At 31.1% G+C, this 15,996-nt stretch carries 16 protein-coding genes; 3 read left to right on the forward strand and 13 right to left on the reverse strand.

Going from position 1 to position 15,996, the window contains the following annotated elements; genetic code table 11:
• Positions 1-62: 62 nt before the first annotated feature.
• From ACWGOQ_RS02695 to ACWGOQ_RS02755, 13 genes are all read right to left on the reverse strand, one after another.
• Positions 63-767 (reverse strand): hypothetical protein, encoded by a 705-nt coding sequence (locus tag ACWGOQ_RS02695; RefSeq protein WP_452057009.1) that lies wholly within the window; start codon positions 765-767, stop codon positions 63-65.
• 251 nt (positions 768-1,018) lie between these two features.
• Entirely contained in the window at positions 1,019-1,513 is a 495-nt protein-coding gene (locus tag ACWGOQ_RS02700; protein ID WP_452057010.1) for a hypothetical protein, read from the reverse strand.
• A gap of 49 nt (positions 1,514-1,562) precedes the next feature.
• Positions 1,563-2,300 carry a hypothetical protein gene (locus tag ACWGOQ_RS02705; protein WP_452057011.1) on the reverse strand — a complete coding sequence of 246 codons (738 nt, stop codon included), beginning with the start codon at positions 2,298-2,300 and terminating at the stop codon, positions 1,563-1,565.
• Positions 2,301-2,327: 27 nt separating this feature from the next.
• A complete protein-coding gene (locus tag ACWGOQ_RS02710; protein ID WP_452057012.1) occupies positions 2,328-2,687 on the reverse strand; it encodes a hypothetical protein in 360 nt (119 codons plus the stop codon).
• A gap of 17 nt (positions 2,688-2,704) precedes the next feature.
• Complete coding sequence (locus ACWGOQ_RS02715) at positions 2,705-3,106, reverse strand: hypothetical protein (protein ID WP_452057013.1); 402 nt, start codon at positions 3,104-3,106, stop codon at positions 2,705-2,707.
• Positions 3,107-3,167: 61 nt separating this feature from the next.
• Positions 3,168-3,479, reverse strand: coding sequence for a hypothetical protein (locus ACWGOQ_RS02720; protein ID WP_452057014.1), 312 nt, complete (start codon positions 3,477-3,479; stop codon positions 3,168-3,170).
• Entirely contained in the window at positions 3,476-4,369 is an 894-nt protein-coding gene (locus tag ACWGOQ_RS02725; protein WP_452057015.1) for a hypothetical protein, read from the reverse strand. The genes ACWGOQ_RS02720 and ACWGOQ_RS02725 overlap by 4 nt, the downstream gene beginning before the upstream one ends.
• 92 nt (positions 4,370-4,461) lie before the next feature.
• Entirely contained in the window at positions 4,462-5,466 is a 1,005-nt protein-coding gene (locus tag ACWGOQ_RS02730) for an FRG domain-containing protein (RefSeq protein ID WP_452057016.1), read from the reverse strand.
• Complete coding sequence (locus ACWGOQ_RS02735; RefSeq protein ID WP_452057017.1) at positions 5,463-7,349, reverse strand: hypothetical protein; 1,887 nt, start codon at positions 7,347-7,349, stop codon at positions 5,463-5,465. The genes ACWGOQ_RS02730 and ACWGOQ_RS02735 overlap by 4 nt, the downstream gene beginning before the upstream one ends.
• Before the next feature lie 19 nt (positions 7,350-7,368).
• Complete coding sequence (locus ACWGOQ_RS02740; protein ID WP_452057018.1) at positions 7,369-7,887, reverse strand: ABC-three component system middle component 5; 519 nt, start codon at positions 7,885-7,887, stop codon at positions 7,369-7,371.
• Positions 7,884-8,459 carry an ABC-three component system protein gene (locus ACWGOQ_RS02745; protein WP_452057019.1) on the reverse strand — a complete coding sequence of 192 codons (576 nt, stop codon included), beginning with the start codon at positions 8,457-8,459 and terminating at the stop codon, positions 7,884-7,886. Before ACWGOQ_RS02745 ends, ACWGOQ_RS02740 begins: the two co-directional genes overlap by 4 nt.
• The gene (locus ACWGOQ_RS02750; protein ID WP_452057020.1) at positions 8,459-8,641 is read right to left on the reverse strand and encodes a hypothetical protein; all 183 of its coding nucleotides are present in this window, start codon (positions 8,639-8,641) and stop codon (positions 8,459-8,461) included. Before ACWGOQ_RS02750 ends, ACWGOQ_RS02745 begins: the two co-directional genes overlap by 1 nt.
• Before the next feature lie 258 nt (positions 8,642-8,899).
• Positions 8,900-9,565, reverse strand: a complete 666-nt coding sequence (locus ACWGOQ_RS02755) for a recombinase family protein (protein ID WP_452057021.1) — start codon at positions 9,563-9,565, stop codon at positions 8,900-8,902.
• Between the two features lie 543 nt (positions 9,566-10,108).
• On the opposite strand from ACWGOQ_RS02755, the gene ACWGOQ_RS02760 reads away from it, so the two are divergent.
• Genes ACWGOQ_RS02760 through ACWGOQ_RS02770 form a run of 3 tightly spaced genes read left to right on the forward strand, consistent with a single transcriptional unit; the run spans position 10,109 to position 15,917 of the window.
• Positions 10,109-12,025 carry a T9SS type A sorting domain-containing protein gene (locus ACWGOQ_RS02760; RefSeq protein WP_452057022.1) on the forward strand — a complete coding sequence of 639 codons (1,917 nt, stop codon included), beginning with the start codon at positions 10,109-10,111 and terminating at the stop codon, positions 12,023-12,025.
• Between the two features lie 30 nt (positions 12,026-12,055).
• Positions 12,056-13,186: a hypothetical protein gene (locus ACWGOQ_RS02765; protein ID WP_452057023.1), complete on the forward strand. Its 1,131-nt coding sequence runs from the start codon at positions 12,056-12,058 to the stop codon at positions 13,184-13,186.
• A gap of 58 nt (positions 13,187-13,244) precedes the next feature.
• Positions 13,245-15,917, forward strand: coding sequence for a T9SS type A sorting domain-containing protein (locus ACWGOQ_RS02770; protein ID WP_452057024.1), 2,673 nt, complete (start codon positions 13,245-13,247; stop codon positions 15,915-15,917).
• Positions 15,918-15,996 lie beyond the last annotated feature (79 nt).

Raw genomic sequence — 15,996 nt, forward strand, 5'->3', positions numbered from 1 at the left:
AAATGTTCGTTAGGGGACATGGTTTACACTACCTGTCAGTTTACTGAACTTTTATAATATATCTATTTAATAGAAATACTATCAAGAGTGTATAATTTTGTATTTCCTATTTGCGTCTTAAAAATTTGATCCAATTGTTTTTCGTAATCACTAGGGTTTTTGATCTTATTATTTAAAGTTGCTGAAGTTCTAATTTCTAAAGGGTAATATTGCTCAAGAAAACTTTTAGCTTCCAAAACGGGATGGTATTTGCATTTTATTTTTTCAGTAACATACATTTCATAGGTTGTTAGTATTTCGTGATTTTGATCTAACTCTTTTAAGCCTTCAACAACAATACGAAAACATTCATAGCCCTTAATATTTTTGATATCTAAACGATGTTCTATTACCTTAAATGTTTCTTTAATATATCCCTTATATGGATAGGGATAAGTTCTATCGAATTTAGGAGTGTTGTCTTTAGAAGCTATGTAAGTTAGCCCTAATTCTCTACTTATAAAATTTGATGCTCCAGTATCAATTTTTCCATTTTCACGACGAAAAATAGAAAAAAGCCTTATAATACTATCTTGAAATTCGTGTATAAATTTTTGTTCTCTTATAGGTTCAATTCGTTCACCTGCTACGTGTAAAACATTAAGAACGGAATCTTTTTTTAGCCAGGAAAAGGAAATTTCTCCATTTTTTGGATTCATTGTTTGTTTCTGAGAAAATGACTGGGTGTATGTGAGTAAAAATAGCAGTGTGATAATTTTTAAAATCATTCAGTTTTATTTTGAATCGTTTTAGTAAACTTTTAGTTTACTATTTTTTTTCGTCTTTAGCAAAGCCATACGCGAAAAGTATAACTCCAAAAATGATAAAAACTAAAAGCTTAAGTAAAAAACTATATGTCAAAAATATATTACTAAAACTCTTATGTTCAAAAAATTCAAATAGAGAGGACAAAACCGCGGTACTTGTTCCCCAAATGCTTCCTATCTTTATTCTTGTTTTCCAGTTTCCACTCATCGTTTTATTTAACTTTATTTCTTCTAAAGAATGACTTTGATAATCTTTTTAGTTTTTTAAAATCATTACGTTTTATATTTTTAAATTGATCTGTTCCACTGCAAACACTAGATGTTTGGAATTCGGTTTTATCCGCTATACGGTATCCATAATTGGACGGACTCGAAAACACTAAGCTTGTTTCATTTAATGAAAAATGTTTAGAGCAGGAGTTTCCGACAGATACCTTTATTTCAATAAAATCAGTATCATAATCTCCTTTAATCAATTCTTTAACCTTAAATTTATACACTTTCCAAGGAAATCTTCTTACCCTAAATTTATCTTCGAACGGAATTGCAATTGAATCTGTTACTTCAATATCACTAATTTCAACCACTTTTCCAATAAAGATTAAATTAGAACGATTGAATTTTTCTTTAATTCTACTAGGGGCAAAACTACATGAATATCCATAACTGGTTATTAATACGAACGCTATAGTTACTATTTTTCTCATAGTGTTTTTTTCATCGGTTATTTAAACTTTAGTTTCGTTAACATTTCTTTTATAAAAACATTTTCATATAAAAAGACAGTTCCTTTTCTGCATCCGGAAAAAAAAGAGTCAATTCATTTTTTTTATTTAACACGCAGTCTTTAATTGATTCTGGTAAACTATTCCCAGATGAGTTAACAATAATATGAAAAACTATTCCATTAATTAGAAATGAATATCCATCTAAATTACTATAATATGACATTTCCTTAGGCTGTCCAATATTGTGTCTAAATATGTCATTAAAGTGTAATAATGATGTAGCAAAAATTGGATATTCGTAAATGTCAATTTCTCTTTTATTATAAAGAATGTCTCTAATTCTTTCTTGATTGGCAGGGTTAAGTTTGACTTCACTAAAATATATTCTATTAGTTACGCTTGACCTCCATAAAATAGAAAGTAAAAATAATTTTAATTTGTTATAATCAATTCCAGAAATAATTGAAAACTTTGACCCATCCTCTGCTCTTAAAATTTTTACAGAACGTAAATTCAAATTAAAAACTTTTAGTAATTCTTCCTTAGCAACTCCTTCTATCGCTTGTCCAAATTTCTCATTTTCACATTGCAAACACAATATGTTTTTATCAAACTCTGGAGTCTGTCTTGGGAATGATTTAATATATTTTTCGATTATTTCCTTTTGAATAAAATTTACCCGTTTTATTGATTCATATAAGAATTGAGGATAAATATGACTTTGTTTTGCAAGTGGAACTTCATTTAAACATAGATTGCATTTCATAACCAGTTGCTATCGTTTTATTGAACTTTAAAAATTACAGTGGCTTTCTCCGAGAAGAACTCCATAGGCGTTATCTTTATTTAAATCATTTTGGCTTCCAAATTTCATAACTCTAACCCAATTAGTTGTTGCTTTATTATCTAATAAAACTTGACATAAATATTCAGCATAACCATTTCTTGACGTACCATCATCTTCAACTTGGACATATAACACATTGGCATCGGTTATAATGGCATCCTTTATTTTCGATTCAGTTTTTATTTCTGCTAATGCTTTTAAATTATTTGGGTTTTCCAAAGGCTTTTCTTGTGTTCCGCAGCTTATCGCTATAAATAGTAGTGATGTAAAAAAATAGATTTTAGTTATTTCTTTAAGTATTTTCATAGTTTTTAGGTATCGTTTTATTGAACTTTACTTCTGTTTTTCTCTAATTTCTCTTGCCAAACCGGTATATCTTTACACATTTTGGTCACAAATTCCTCAGTTAAATATGTTTGATCTACTCCATGAAATTTGTGTATTTTTTTAATAACAGCAGGGTTATAGGTCAGCTTTACTCTCAGATTTTCTACCCAATCGGCACGAATCGTCATTGTAACAAATTTTCGAGGTTTTCTTGCAAGTCCAATAACAATTATCGATTCACACATTCCTGGGTGCCAACCAATAATATAAACTTTAGTTTTGGGTTTAAAAGCTTTTGTTCCATGTTTGGTTTCGATGCCAACAGGTCCAAACTGTCTCTCGGACACGATATTTGCAGCTAATATCCAAAGAGGTTCTATTTCTTTTTCAAGCGTCATTTCAAATATCGTTTTATTGAACTTTATTTATTGCTTTACTATAGTTTTAATAATTCGTTAGCTAGTCATTTCCTTCAATAGTAATGTTAAGATATTCGCTACCGATGTTTAATCCGAGCAAAATATTTATCTCCTCTTCATCGCCAGAAACAATTAACAATTTGTAAATCTTTTTGTCGCTTGATATTTCAACATCTTCTATGGCAGAAATTCTTACGGTTAGTGAAAAAGAATCATTGAAAGGAACATTAATAAACCAATTTTTCTCAATAGTTCCTTCCTTAATTTCTCCTATAAGATAAAACTCGCTTCGCCTTTTGATGGCAAAACTATCTATAACTTCAAATTGCCCGTTTCTGGTCTTTGTATTCATATTTTAATTGGACGATTATCTTTCAGTATATAGCCCTCTAACAAGATTCCATATTCATTATAAATTGAATCTTTAAACTCAACGACTGTCTTATTCCTATAAACTTTGCCACAACCATCATGTTCTAAACAGTTATTGACTGTAAACAAAACACCAGAATTTGCCAAAGGGAAAAATAGAGCTACGGCTGGTTTATTTATATCTTTAGAAACAAGATTTGAAACTTGAAAACTACCAATTTCACTAGAGCCTTCGATGTCCAGAGTGATCTTTTGACCCTTAGGAACATTAAAAACTCTTTCGCCTCTAAAACTCATTAATCTTTCGCAATACATAAACGATTTGTAATCAGTGTCATATATAGTTTCAACTATGAATTCTCCCACAGTTGGAACATTAGTGTAGGTGACTAAGTCAGCAAAAGCAGCTTGACTTTGGTTGAATTTATTCTCATTGTAATTTTTCTCATTATGATAATGGAATTGATAATCGTTAAATCCATTTTGATTTCCTGTCCAAAAGGTTTCTCCCGAAGTAATATTATCATAATTTACCTTATACATAAATGTCTTAGACACTTCTGAAATTCCTACTAGGAACTCGGAATTTTTATCATTAGACTGTCTTAGTTTTTCTTTTAAATATTCTGGAATATTTTCAGGATTATCATTTATACACATTTTTATTATTTCAATCGAATTTTCAACCCTACCTGCAAAACTGATGCATACTTTTGAGTTCAAAATATAAGTTTTTAGAATCCCATGAAGTGGATTAACTCTCATTTTATTACCTCCCGTAACAGATTTATCAACTATATCAATTGTCAATTTTGTATCTGCTAGGAATAGTATTGTACGTAGTTCTTTTTTTCCTATTATTAATGACATTTTTTCTTTTTACAGGTAACGATCGTTTTATTGAACTTTTAAAATTTATAATGTTTCAAACTATATTCTAAATAAATAGTTATTAGCCAACATTATTTTTTTAGAGTCAAACTGTTTAATATTCCTTCATTAGTAACAGTCTTCCTGAAATCAGCCATATCAGGATAAATATAATTTTTATTAATTCCGAGTTCGTTGAGTTTTTTTCTAATTGCAGGAATTAATGATTTGTGAATATTGAAACAACCTGATACTGTATCGTGCATCATTAATTCATCAAATTTTGCTTGCCCTTTCTCTTCTTTGAAAAAAGTCACATATTCATTATATGTTCTTTCCAAGGGATACCAAGGATGATTATTATAAAAGAATAACCCTTCTTGATTAATAATATTAACGCTATTTATTATTTTATAAAGTTCATCATCAGGAAGTATTATAGACATTTCATTTGTGTCTATAGCTTCATAGGATATATCTTTTTTCTTTAAATTTTCGTCAAATACATATTTCCAACCTTGAAACATTGTTCCATCTTTATAAGTGTAATAAAGAGAAAAATAGTTGTCAATTTCGTTGTTACTCGGATAATAAGTAAGATTATCTATAGCAAAGAATAGTGAAACATATGGATTATAACTATAGTCTAAAAATGGTGTAGGTACTCCAAAATGCTGCATATAACTTAAATAAGCAATAGCATTATTCTCGTCAATTCCAGAATTCTTTAATAGTTTACTTACAACTCCATTATTCCAAGTTTTACAATTTTCAATTAATTCAGCAACAAAGTTCTTATAGTGTTCAGCTATTTGGTCTTCAGGGACTTGTTTGTGAAGTTCTTGATTCATATAAATTCTCTGTGCAGAGCTATACATCCTGTATTTAGCTTCACTACATCCTCTAAAAATAAATCCATCTCCTTTTTCAGTGAATTCAGCAAGCTTTTCAAAAATTCCTTCAATATTTACGTTTATCTTACTTTCTCCGTTAATGAAAAATTTAACTTTTTCTTCAATGGTTGAATATTCTTCTAAATTCACAAAGCTTGTTTTTAATGTTACTAATATTATAATAGCTGTGCTATTATATCTCATACGTTTTTTAAACTTGCATTTTGTTCCGTATAGAATTCTCCAACTGTATATTTATCAATATTTAATTCCGCTGGAATGAATGATGTTGTATAAATCATTTGATATTTTTCTGAATCAAACTTTTCGGCTTCTTCTACAAGTATTTTTTGAAAATTTTCAGCTCTTATTTTTTCAATTCCTTTATCTTCCATATTATCACAGAAAATAAATCTTGGATATCGCATTCTTTCGATACCAAGCGAAGCAAGGAAAATAGAAAATCTTGCAGAAATTTTCAGATAAAAACTTGAACTGGCAGAATACTTTGCGTCTTTGTCAGAAATATAAGCCATATTATTTCTAAAATCAATGTGAAATTCTTTTGCTTGATAGAAATCCTCTTGCCTCTTAAGGTCATTATTTAATAGATAAACACCTTCTTTTTCAATTTTATTTTTGATGTCTAATTTAAGTTTCTCTTGTTCGGCTGATATCTTTTTAATTGAGAAATCCAAAGCTTCAATCTCCTGTTCTAAATCGGACTGAAGTTTTATTAGACTTTGATACATTTCTGCATTTTCAAATAGTGTTCTCAGTTGAATGATTTCTCCTTCCATAAACCCTTTATCTACATATAATTGGTCTAACTTTTCTTGTCTTATTGTTTTTACATCATTAATACTACTATTAACTTTTTGCTGAATATGAAATAATTCTAATTTGTTTGATTCTAATTCAGCTTGTAATTCTAATAGTTGTCTTTTCTTAATAGATATAAGATTTTTAGATTCTCTAATTTGAAAATCAATTTCTTGTTCTATTTTTCTTGCTTGAGTTATACCGAAACTATCATCAATATCAGTTTTACATAGTTTACAGACATTTTCATTTTCAATTAGTTCAATAGGGGACAAGCATTCTGGACAATTTTGTATTGGGAAATTACCTAATAAATCTCGGGTCAAAATAGATTTATTTAAAGCTTTTAGTTTGTTTCTTAATGCTTGAATAAAATAATCTGTATCCTCAATTTCGTATGAAAAGTTCTTAATCTGTTGTTCAAGTTTTTTCACCTTTTGACGTTGTAAAATTGCTTCCGTATTTAGCTTTTCAAAGTCTAGTTGAGTCTTTTGAGTGAAACGAACTTTTTTCTCTTGGTTTTTTAAATCAATAATATCACTTTCAATTTGATTGATTTCTTTTTCCTTCTCTGTAATACGTTGATTTAAACTACTTGGTATAAGGTCATACGGATTTTGAATAAAACGTTTTATTACTTTGATTTCTCTCTTGGTTTCATCAAGTTCTTTGTCAGCTTCAACTTTTCTTTGTTTCTTATCGTATAATTCTTGTCTGTAAACACCAAGTAATAAATCAGCAACGGTTTCTCTAGTTAATGTAGTATCGAATTCTTCATAATAGAATAAAGAATTTGTGGGTGAATCTTGGTCTAAATAGAGTAACCTAAGTATCTGATGAAAAGTGATGTTATTTTCACCTTTTACAATAGGGAGGTCGAGGTTTTCAAATAATACGTTAGAAAAACTTTTTTTATTATCTGTTGTATTAAAATTGAATTTTTGCCAACCTTCGGTTTCTTTTTCGGCTTCTTCTAAAGTTCCCCAAAAAATAAATAACCCTTCTGTTTTGTTTCCTTTTCCGTATTTATTAAGGTTTATTTCTCTCTTTAAGGTTAGAGGAGCCTTATTTATCTCTATCTCAGCTATTACATAAGAACATTTTTTAGCTTCTTTTACCCAGTCATTAAAAGCTCCACCTAATACATAGAACATAAAATGAGTTATAGTAGATTTTCCACTACTATTATTACCTCTTATAATGTTAATCCCTTTATGAAAAATTTCATCATAAGCAATTTCACCATATCTGGTGTAAATTTTCATTCTGTTAAAAAAGAGGTTATTATGCGTCATATTTACTTTCTAATAATCCGGTTCTACTTTTTAAACCATCAATACCAAATAAAGAAATTTGATAAAAATGACTTGTTAAAAGTTTGATTGCATTTTCTTCTTGCACACTTATGTCCTTAAAGTCCTCTGCGTAATCATCAAATATGTTTTTATTAATACTTGATATTCTGTTTTCTTGAAGATAATCTTTATTCACTATTCCATATGACGCTAGACATTTTATAGCTGTCATTTGATACGGTTTAATTTTCTCAAACATTTTTCGGTCGTTAATAACCATTTCATAAGGATTTTCATCTTTTATGATATAATTTCTAATTATTTGTTTAACATCTTTTTCTTCACGTTTTAATCTTATATTTTTCATTTTATTTGGATAAAGTAAATAGTAATCCCAAATTCTTAATCTATCTATTTCTATTAATCCATCTTGTTTAAAATGAGCAAGCAGTTTCATCATTCTGTAAACTGTGTGATATAAATCATATGCCTTTTGATATACAATCATACTTCCCAATTTATGTGGCAATTGCCTGTTAGGTAATGAAACATTCCTTGAATTTCAGTTGATGACAAACCAATTATATCATCACACCCTTCTGATTCGATTAAATCTAAAATCGGTTTTACAATATCATTTGATACTGTTGCCAATATTTCCCTTTCTGTTATACCTTCGCGTAACATTGGTTTAATAAGATTTATGTGTTTTTCAAGTACTATTGCTAAAATAAAGGCAAATATTTCTTGAGCTGGTTCATAATTTTGATAATAAACAAGCTTCTTGTGAAACTCCTGTTTTAACCAAGCAAAATCTTCATACAAGTAACTTTTGTCTGCATTTTTTAATTTTTGTTCAAGACCTATTGTATCTCTACGTGTAGTATATCTTTTAAGGTTATCTGATATTTTTTCAATTTCTTCGCTATTATCTACACTTCCTTTAAGCTTTTCAAATAGAGATGATAATTTTCCATTTGAGCCAATGTAATTATTGGTTTGCGAATTATCATCACCACCAATTATTTTATTCTTTGAGCCAGTTATATTGGCGTTATTTTGATTCGTTTTTTTTAGCATTAACCTTTAGAGTTATCGTCACCGCCAATTACTTTATTCTTTTTTCCTTTTATTTTTATATTGTCTTGGTTTGTATTTGTATTTCGTTTTCGAGATTTATTGATTGAAATCAGAGCACCACCAATTATTGCTGTAACAAGAGCAATAACTGCTATAATTATTTTTGTAGTATTATCTTCCATAGTTTGCTTTTCAGTTTGCTTTCAACAATTATAATAGTAATTGTTATTATTTTCTCATTATAAATTCTATTTTAGTTTTTTATGGTTTTGCAATATCAATAATTTATCAATGTCTTAATTACGGTTTTCCACAGTGGTTGGTTATTTTCAAAAAAACACCCCGTACCCAGAGTCAACCTGGATATGGGGATTATTTATAATTTTTACGTTGCTCCTAAATTACTAAAAAATAAAATAAATTAGGATTTATTTCCCTGATTATTTAAAATGTTTACAACAATATGCATTATCTGGTTCTTGATCTTTATCCCAGAACATGGCTTTGCAAACCTTACAATTTCTCCGACCTCGATACGCTAAGTATTTATATAAAGTCGCTTTGGAATTAATATCTATTAGTTTCATGATTTCAGTAATAGAAAGCTGATTTTTTTCATCCCGATAATAGTTCTCTGCTAGAATGGCCTTTGTTTCAGCTTTTTTACTTAGACCTTTTCTTCTGCCAATCATTGCGCCTCTTCTCCGTGCACTTTCCTGTCCAGCTAATGTTCTCTCCACAATAATATTGCGTTCCATTTCGGCAACAGCACTAAAAATGGTTAACACAAATTTTCCATAGGCAGATGTTGTATCAATAAAAGGTTCTTGTAAACTTCTAAAACCCACTTCTAATTGTTCAAATTCATCAACAAGTTTTAGCATATGAGAAACACTCCTAGCGATTCGATCCATCTTCCAAACAATGACTACATCTTCTTCACGTAACTTGCTTAAAAGTAAATCAAGGTTTTTTCGATTTGCTTTTGCTCCGGAAGAAACATCATTATAAATATTCTTTTCTTTTACTCCTGCTTTCAGCAAAGCGTCGATTTGCAAATCAAACTTTTGGGAAGGAGTACTAATACGCGCATATCCAAATATCATAATAGTTCATTTAAGTGTTATTTGATAAACTTATAAAATGAACCGCTTTATTGAACTTAATGAGCTTAGAGTTAGAATTTATGGGATCCCGCCCTGGAGGCGGGATTAATTCAACTAACGGATTTGAGTGCGTCTTTCAGACTTCTCAAATTCGAGTTTTAATAAAACCACCAGTTTAAAAGAACACATTTAGTAAGCTAAATAAAATGTTTTCCAAACCAATTACTCCGACTGATGGTAACTACTCCAAGTATTCTTTTCAGATCATCTCATATCTGTTCTTCCTTTTTTAGTAGTGATAACCAAAACATCTTGTCTCCTTATTGAAGCACGTAAGCATCGATTTGTAGCATTCATAAATCATTCATAAAAAGCAACTACTTCAAAAAAAAATAAAAACAAGGGTAACATGTAGCACTAAACATACTCCTCTTTTCAAATAAGCAATTGTTTCTGGGTCTGATCAACCATAATCATTTTTTGTGAAGCAAAACGCGGAAGCTGAAAAGCGTATGAGTAGGCATTTCTTTTAAAACGAATACAATGAATTTTAAAAATATTTTAGTACTATTTTTTACAATAGTATCGGTTAATCTGGGGGTAGGTCAAAATCTGGTCACCAATGGAGATTTTTCTTCTTACAATACCAATTGTAATAATTATAGTTTTGCATTTACTACCACTAGCAATAATTGCGTTCCTAATTGGAATTCATTTACCGGTAGTCCTTCATTGCATGGAACGCCTTCTAATCCAAATGCCTGGATGTGGTCAGGAGGTTCAAACAATCATTATGAGAGTATACAAACTGCTATCGCATTTGAGACGGGCAAATGTTATACAGTTTCTTTTAGAGTACGAACGAATGATAGAGGTAATCAGGACATAAGTGATCATGGTACGATAAACTTAAGAGCGGTTAATTTTCAGAGCGGCGCTATCCTGAATGAGCAGACGATTTTTTCTAATACTATAGGCTCGTATGTAGGAAACAATTGGCATTTGGTTACGACCACCTTTACACCCAATGCGAACTATGCCAGCCTTTTGATCAATCCTTTGTATACAGGAGGAGCAAAACAAGCAGAAATGACTATTGATGATATCGTTATCGAAGAAAGTCAAGCATTATCTGTTGATTTTCATTTTGAAGATTCTGATTCCAATAGTAAAGATGCCTTTTGTGAAGGGGAAACGATCCTCCTAAACGGAACTGCTTCTGAAGGAGAAGTTCGTTATTTTATTGATGCGTGGAGGAGACCTACAGGAAGTACTGGTAGTTTTCAGTACGTATCTGGATTGGGATGGACTACAGGGCAATTACAAACCGTTAATTTAACCACGCTATTTGCAGGAAATAATGTGAATTTTGAAGCTGGATATGAATATGAAATCAAAGTTGCACTGGGTAATGATTGTATAGGATGGTTGCCTGTAACCAAACGATTTACCGTGTTATCGAATGTAGCCTTGGATTCTAATTTTACCGTGAATGCTAGTTGTGCTGGTAATGGAACGATTACAGTACAGGTAACAGCAACAAACCCTAATGTGTATCAATGGTGGGGATTATTTGAAACGGCTACTGCTACAACAATTGGAGGTACACAAGTTGGACCTATTCAAGGAGGAACGACGGTAACGTTTACTGGATTAAGCAGAACCAACAATTATTATATCAAACATGGAGTTTGGAATGATGCTGATAAAAACTGTTATCCGTGGCAAGAAACCAGAAAAATTGTTCCTAGTTCTGTAAGTTGGGCTGGATATACTACGGATTTTGCACTAAGCGTAAGCTCTAACTTTAATGGTCAGGTAGGTGTAAATATGCAGGCAAATGCCAATCCTGTTTCTGTGTATCACGGATGGGAAGTGTATGATGTAAATCATAATGTCATCAGTGGATTTTGTTGTAATTCTGATGTAGCTTCTTTTCAGGGACTGTTAATAAATACGTGGTATTACATTAAACACGGAATCTGGAATGATTGCAAAGAATGGCAAGAAACCAGAAAGTATTTTAGAGTGCAGATACAAGAAAGTGAGAATAATATCGGAGGATTTATTTTAGAGACCAAAGAATATCCTTTTGAACCTGATAGTGGGTACAGTAGAGAAATTAATGAGTTAGTGAATTCAGGTGCTATTTATGAACTGTATGAAGAATATGAAAGAGAGCATTCTACAGATGATAAAAATACCAATGTGTCTAAGTTAGAGATGTATCCTAATCCGGTACAATCAGGAAATACACTGACCATTTCGGGATTTAATAACGACCCTATTGAAAGTATAGCGCTGGTTGAGCTTTCTGGAAAAAGCACCTCATTATCTTTTTCGGTTCAAAAAGAAAACATCGTTTTAGACATTGATTCTAGAATTGATAAAGGGATGTATTTTATTAGAATCATCAGAAAATCAGGAGCGATAATCACACAGCAATTAGCAATACAATAAAAATTTGAATCAACTTAAAATATAGAATAAATGAAAAATTTAAAATCATTTTTTTTGATCACTTTGTTAGCAATTATAACCTTTTTTTATGCTTGTAATGATGAGTTTACTGCATCAGAAAAGCAGGTTGTATTGGAAACCACTCTGAAAAAAGAAGGAGTATTAGATCGACTGAGTGGAACGCTTCAGACTACAAATAATAAACCAATAGATAACGCAACGATAAAACTTGAAGGAAAAATAATTGGAATAAGTGATGCAGAAGGGAGCTTCATCTTAAAAGAAAATAGTTTTAGTCTTGGTGATGTATTAACTATAGAACATCAGGGTTTTGTGACCGTATCTAAAGTAATTGAGGAAAACACAAAGTTGTTTATTTTGATGAAAGAAAGGGCTAAAGCTCATGTGATTGATTCTAAAAAAGGAGCAGAAATCTCTGTAGCTTCTGATGGACAGATAACAATACCGCCAAATGCATTCAGTTATAAAGGAAAACCTTACAATGGTGTAGTAGAAATTAGAGCAACTTATATAGATATAACAAATCAGTTAGAGTTAAGGAGTGCTCCAGGAAGTTACATTGCAGAAAACGAAGAAGATGGTACTCTATATCCTTTAACTTCTTTCGGTATGATCGAAATAACAGCAACAATTCCTGAAGAAAATATTCCTTTAGACTTGAACGAAGGTGTTGCTATTGACACTTCATTTCCCATACGGACAGAAAATACTCCTGAACAAGTCAATTTATATGAGCTAAATAGAGATACAGGATACTGGGATATCTCTGGAGTTTTGATTAACCAAGGAAATGTCTTACGAGGAGAGATTACATCGGTTAATAGTTCATGGAATGCAGATGATCCATGTGCAAATGCGCTGGTATGTGTACGTGTACAGGTTGTATATACGAATGGTGACCCAGGATGTTATGTATGGGCTACCGGTCTTACTTATAATGGTTTTTCTGGACATTTTACACCAGATGCAAATGGATTTGTAGAGTTTTGGGTATGTCCTGATAGCGTATTTCAGTTAAATGCTTGTTTGTGTTTATGTATCCCTGGAGGACCAATTCATACATCTATTATAGACTTGTCTACAGTGACAATGAACCCTTCTGGATGTACGGATCTTGGGGTTTGGACCATAAATAATTAATATAACAATCCACCTCTATAGATAAAAAATATGGAGGTGGATACAATATACTGAAGCAATGAAATCATTTATAAAAAACCTCTTGTTTATAAGTTTTGGGATTACCATACTTTATGGACAAGAACAGATAAAAGAAGGAAGTGATTTTGATCACATCGATACGTATGTGCCCAAGACAATTCAATTAACAACTTCTAACGAAACAGTAGCTGGTTTAGAAGCGTATTTAGAGAGATATGAGCTTTTTGATTTTAATTTTGAAGAGGTTTATAAACATGTTAATAAAGATAATTATGTTTCTGAATTAGTGATAGCTGCGGAAAAATGGAAATATACAATAAGTTTACAATCTAATGATATCAGAAGTCCAGAGTATGTAGAAGCGATTAATGGACAAATTATTAATGAGCGAGGAGAAACTACCAACATTATTGATCAGGTTGATACGTATAAAGGATTTGCAGACAAAAACAGAAATAATGTAGTTAGACTAACTATCACAAAAGATAATTTTTGGGGATATATCTATGATAAGGAAAAAGATGATTGGTTGTTTTTTGAGTCTACTCGTAGTTTTTTGAAAAATAATGAAGTGAAAAATTTATTGTTGGTATACCGAATGAATGACCTAAAAGAAGAGTCATTGGGAACATGTCAACAGGTAATTGTAGCGATAGAAGATGAGGAAGAAATCAGTATTGGAGATAAAACTTTTACTGCAAAAAGTGGTACAACAAATTGCACACCAAAATATTTGGAAATCGCAACCGATGCGGATTATGAACACTATCAAAAATATAGAAATAGAGGAGGCTCTAATGCCAAAATCTTATCCTTATTAAACCAAACAGAAGGGATTTTTTCTATTTATTTTAATATTCTTTTTAGTGTTACTGGTCAGAATATACAGACATCAAGTACAGATCCATATACATCTATTATTGCAGAAGATCGATTGGGAGAATTGAGAGCAAATAGTCCTTCGATTTTTGCGGGGGTGAACAGAGATCTAAATATGCTATTTACTGGATTAAGACGTATGAAAAATGATAACGGAAGCTTAACTGTAGGGGGAATTGCTTACCGAGGAACAGTTTGCCGCATTCCTACTTATGCCTGTGCGGTAATTGGTGATGTTTCTAGCGCGTTTATGACGATTGCCCATGAAATAGGACACGCATTAGATATGCTGCATCCATTTGAAGTTTCTGGTAATACAGAATGTAATATAAATCCAGGTATTATGTGCTATGGTTCGACAGGGTATTTTTTTAACGCGTCCAGCGTAATTAGAACTCAGAATCATCTCACTTCTTATGGTAGTTGTCTAAATAATATAAATTCTTCTACTGTAGGAAATGACTGGGAGATGACTTGGACCAATGAAAGAAATAAAAGAAGATTAGGAGGGTGGTATTTTAATAATGGAGACCATAAGTTGGTAGGAGATTTTGATGGAGATACCGATGAAGAACTCCTTTTTATGAGTAGTACCACATGGTCTGGAATGGAGGATTATTCCTGTGATACAGGAACAGACTGGTATGATACATGGAATAATCACGGAAGTAGATGGATTGGATCGTGGTATATGAATGATGGAGATAGACATTATACAGGAGATTTTGATGGTGATGGAATTACGGATCTATTGTCTATGTCTGTTAGTAATGCTTGGGCAATATTGCAAGGGTTCGATGCAACTACAAACTCTTGGTATTATAAATGGGGTAATTCTGGTAGTTTTAATATTTCTACGTGGCATATAAGATCTTCTGATCAATTTCAGGTTGGAGATTTTGATGGAGATGGAAAAGATGAACTACTTGGATTTTCATATGATTGGGCGAGTTTATTTGATTTTGATAGTGGGAATTTTAATCAACGTTGGACTAATAGTGGTAGTGGTAGAATAGGAGGAGTGGATGCAAGTTATAAGAATCGATATACACCTGGTAAATTTACTGTCACTAATACAGATGAATTGTTGACGTGGGTAAATACTTGGGTTACAGTTTTGAGATTTAATACGAATACTTCTCAGTGGAATTGGGTTTGGAGTCAATACGGAGACTCAAAATTTGCACATATTCAGATATTACCTCTAAATAATGAACAAAAAATATTGATAGGTAATTTTGATCAAGATCCAACAGATGAGGTTTTGAATATTAACAATACTTGGTCAGCAACTGCGGATTATAATGGAACTGATTTTCAGCAGAATTGGAATAATTCGGGAACAGGGAGGCTTGATAATTGGTATTTAAACGGGGTTCAAAATGATTACTTAACGGTAAAAGCAACACCACATAATGAAAAACATGTACTAGCATTAAAATATTATGAACGATATGATTTTTTGTATTACGAAAAATGGCCCGAACTATCTAGTATGTATCGTAGTAATGAATTGCATAATAAGCAAAGTACAGATAATACATTATTGTCTCAAGGAATAGACAAAGTTAATCCCTATGTAATTACGTTATACCCTAATCCAGTATCGGATCAAATATATATAAAAATTGAATCCAATATTTATGATACAGATGGAGTTGCTGTTGAAATTTTTGATTTTAAAGGAGTTAAATTAGTTTCTGAAAAGGTTAAACAAAATAGCCACCAAATTGATATGAGTTCTTATGCAGAAGGTATATATATTATGAAGTTTTCTGATAAAAGTGGTTATGTGAAAACACGTAAAATAATTGTTGCAAATAAGAAATAACTATTGAAACGATTTAAAATAATAAGCCGACTAAAGATTTAGAGTAATGCTTTTAAAAAAGAATAATACTCTAAATCTT

This window comes from Aquimarina ulvae, assembly GCF_053613295.3.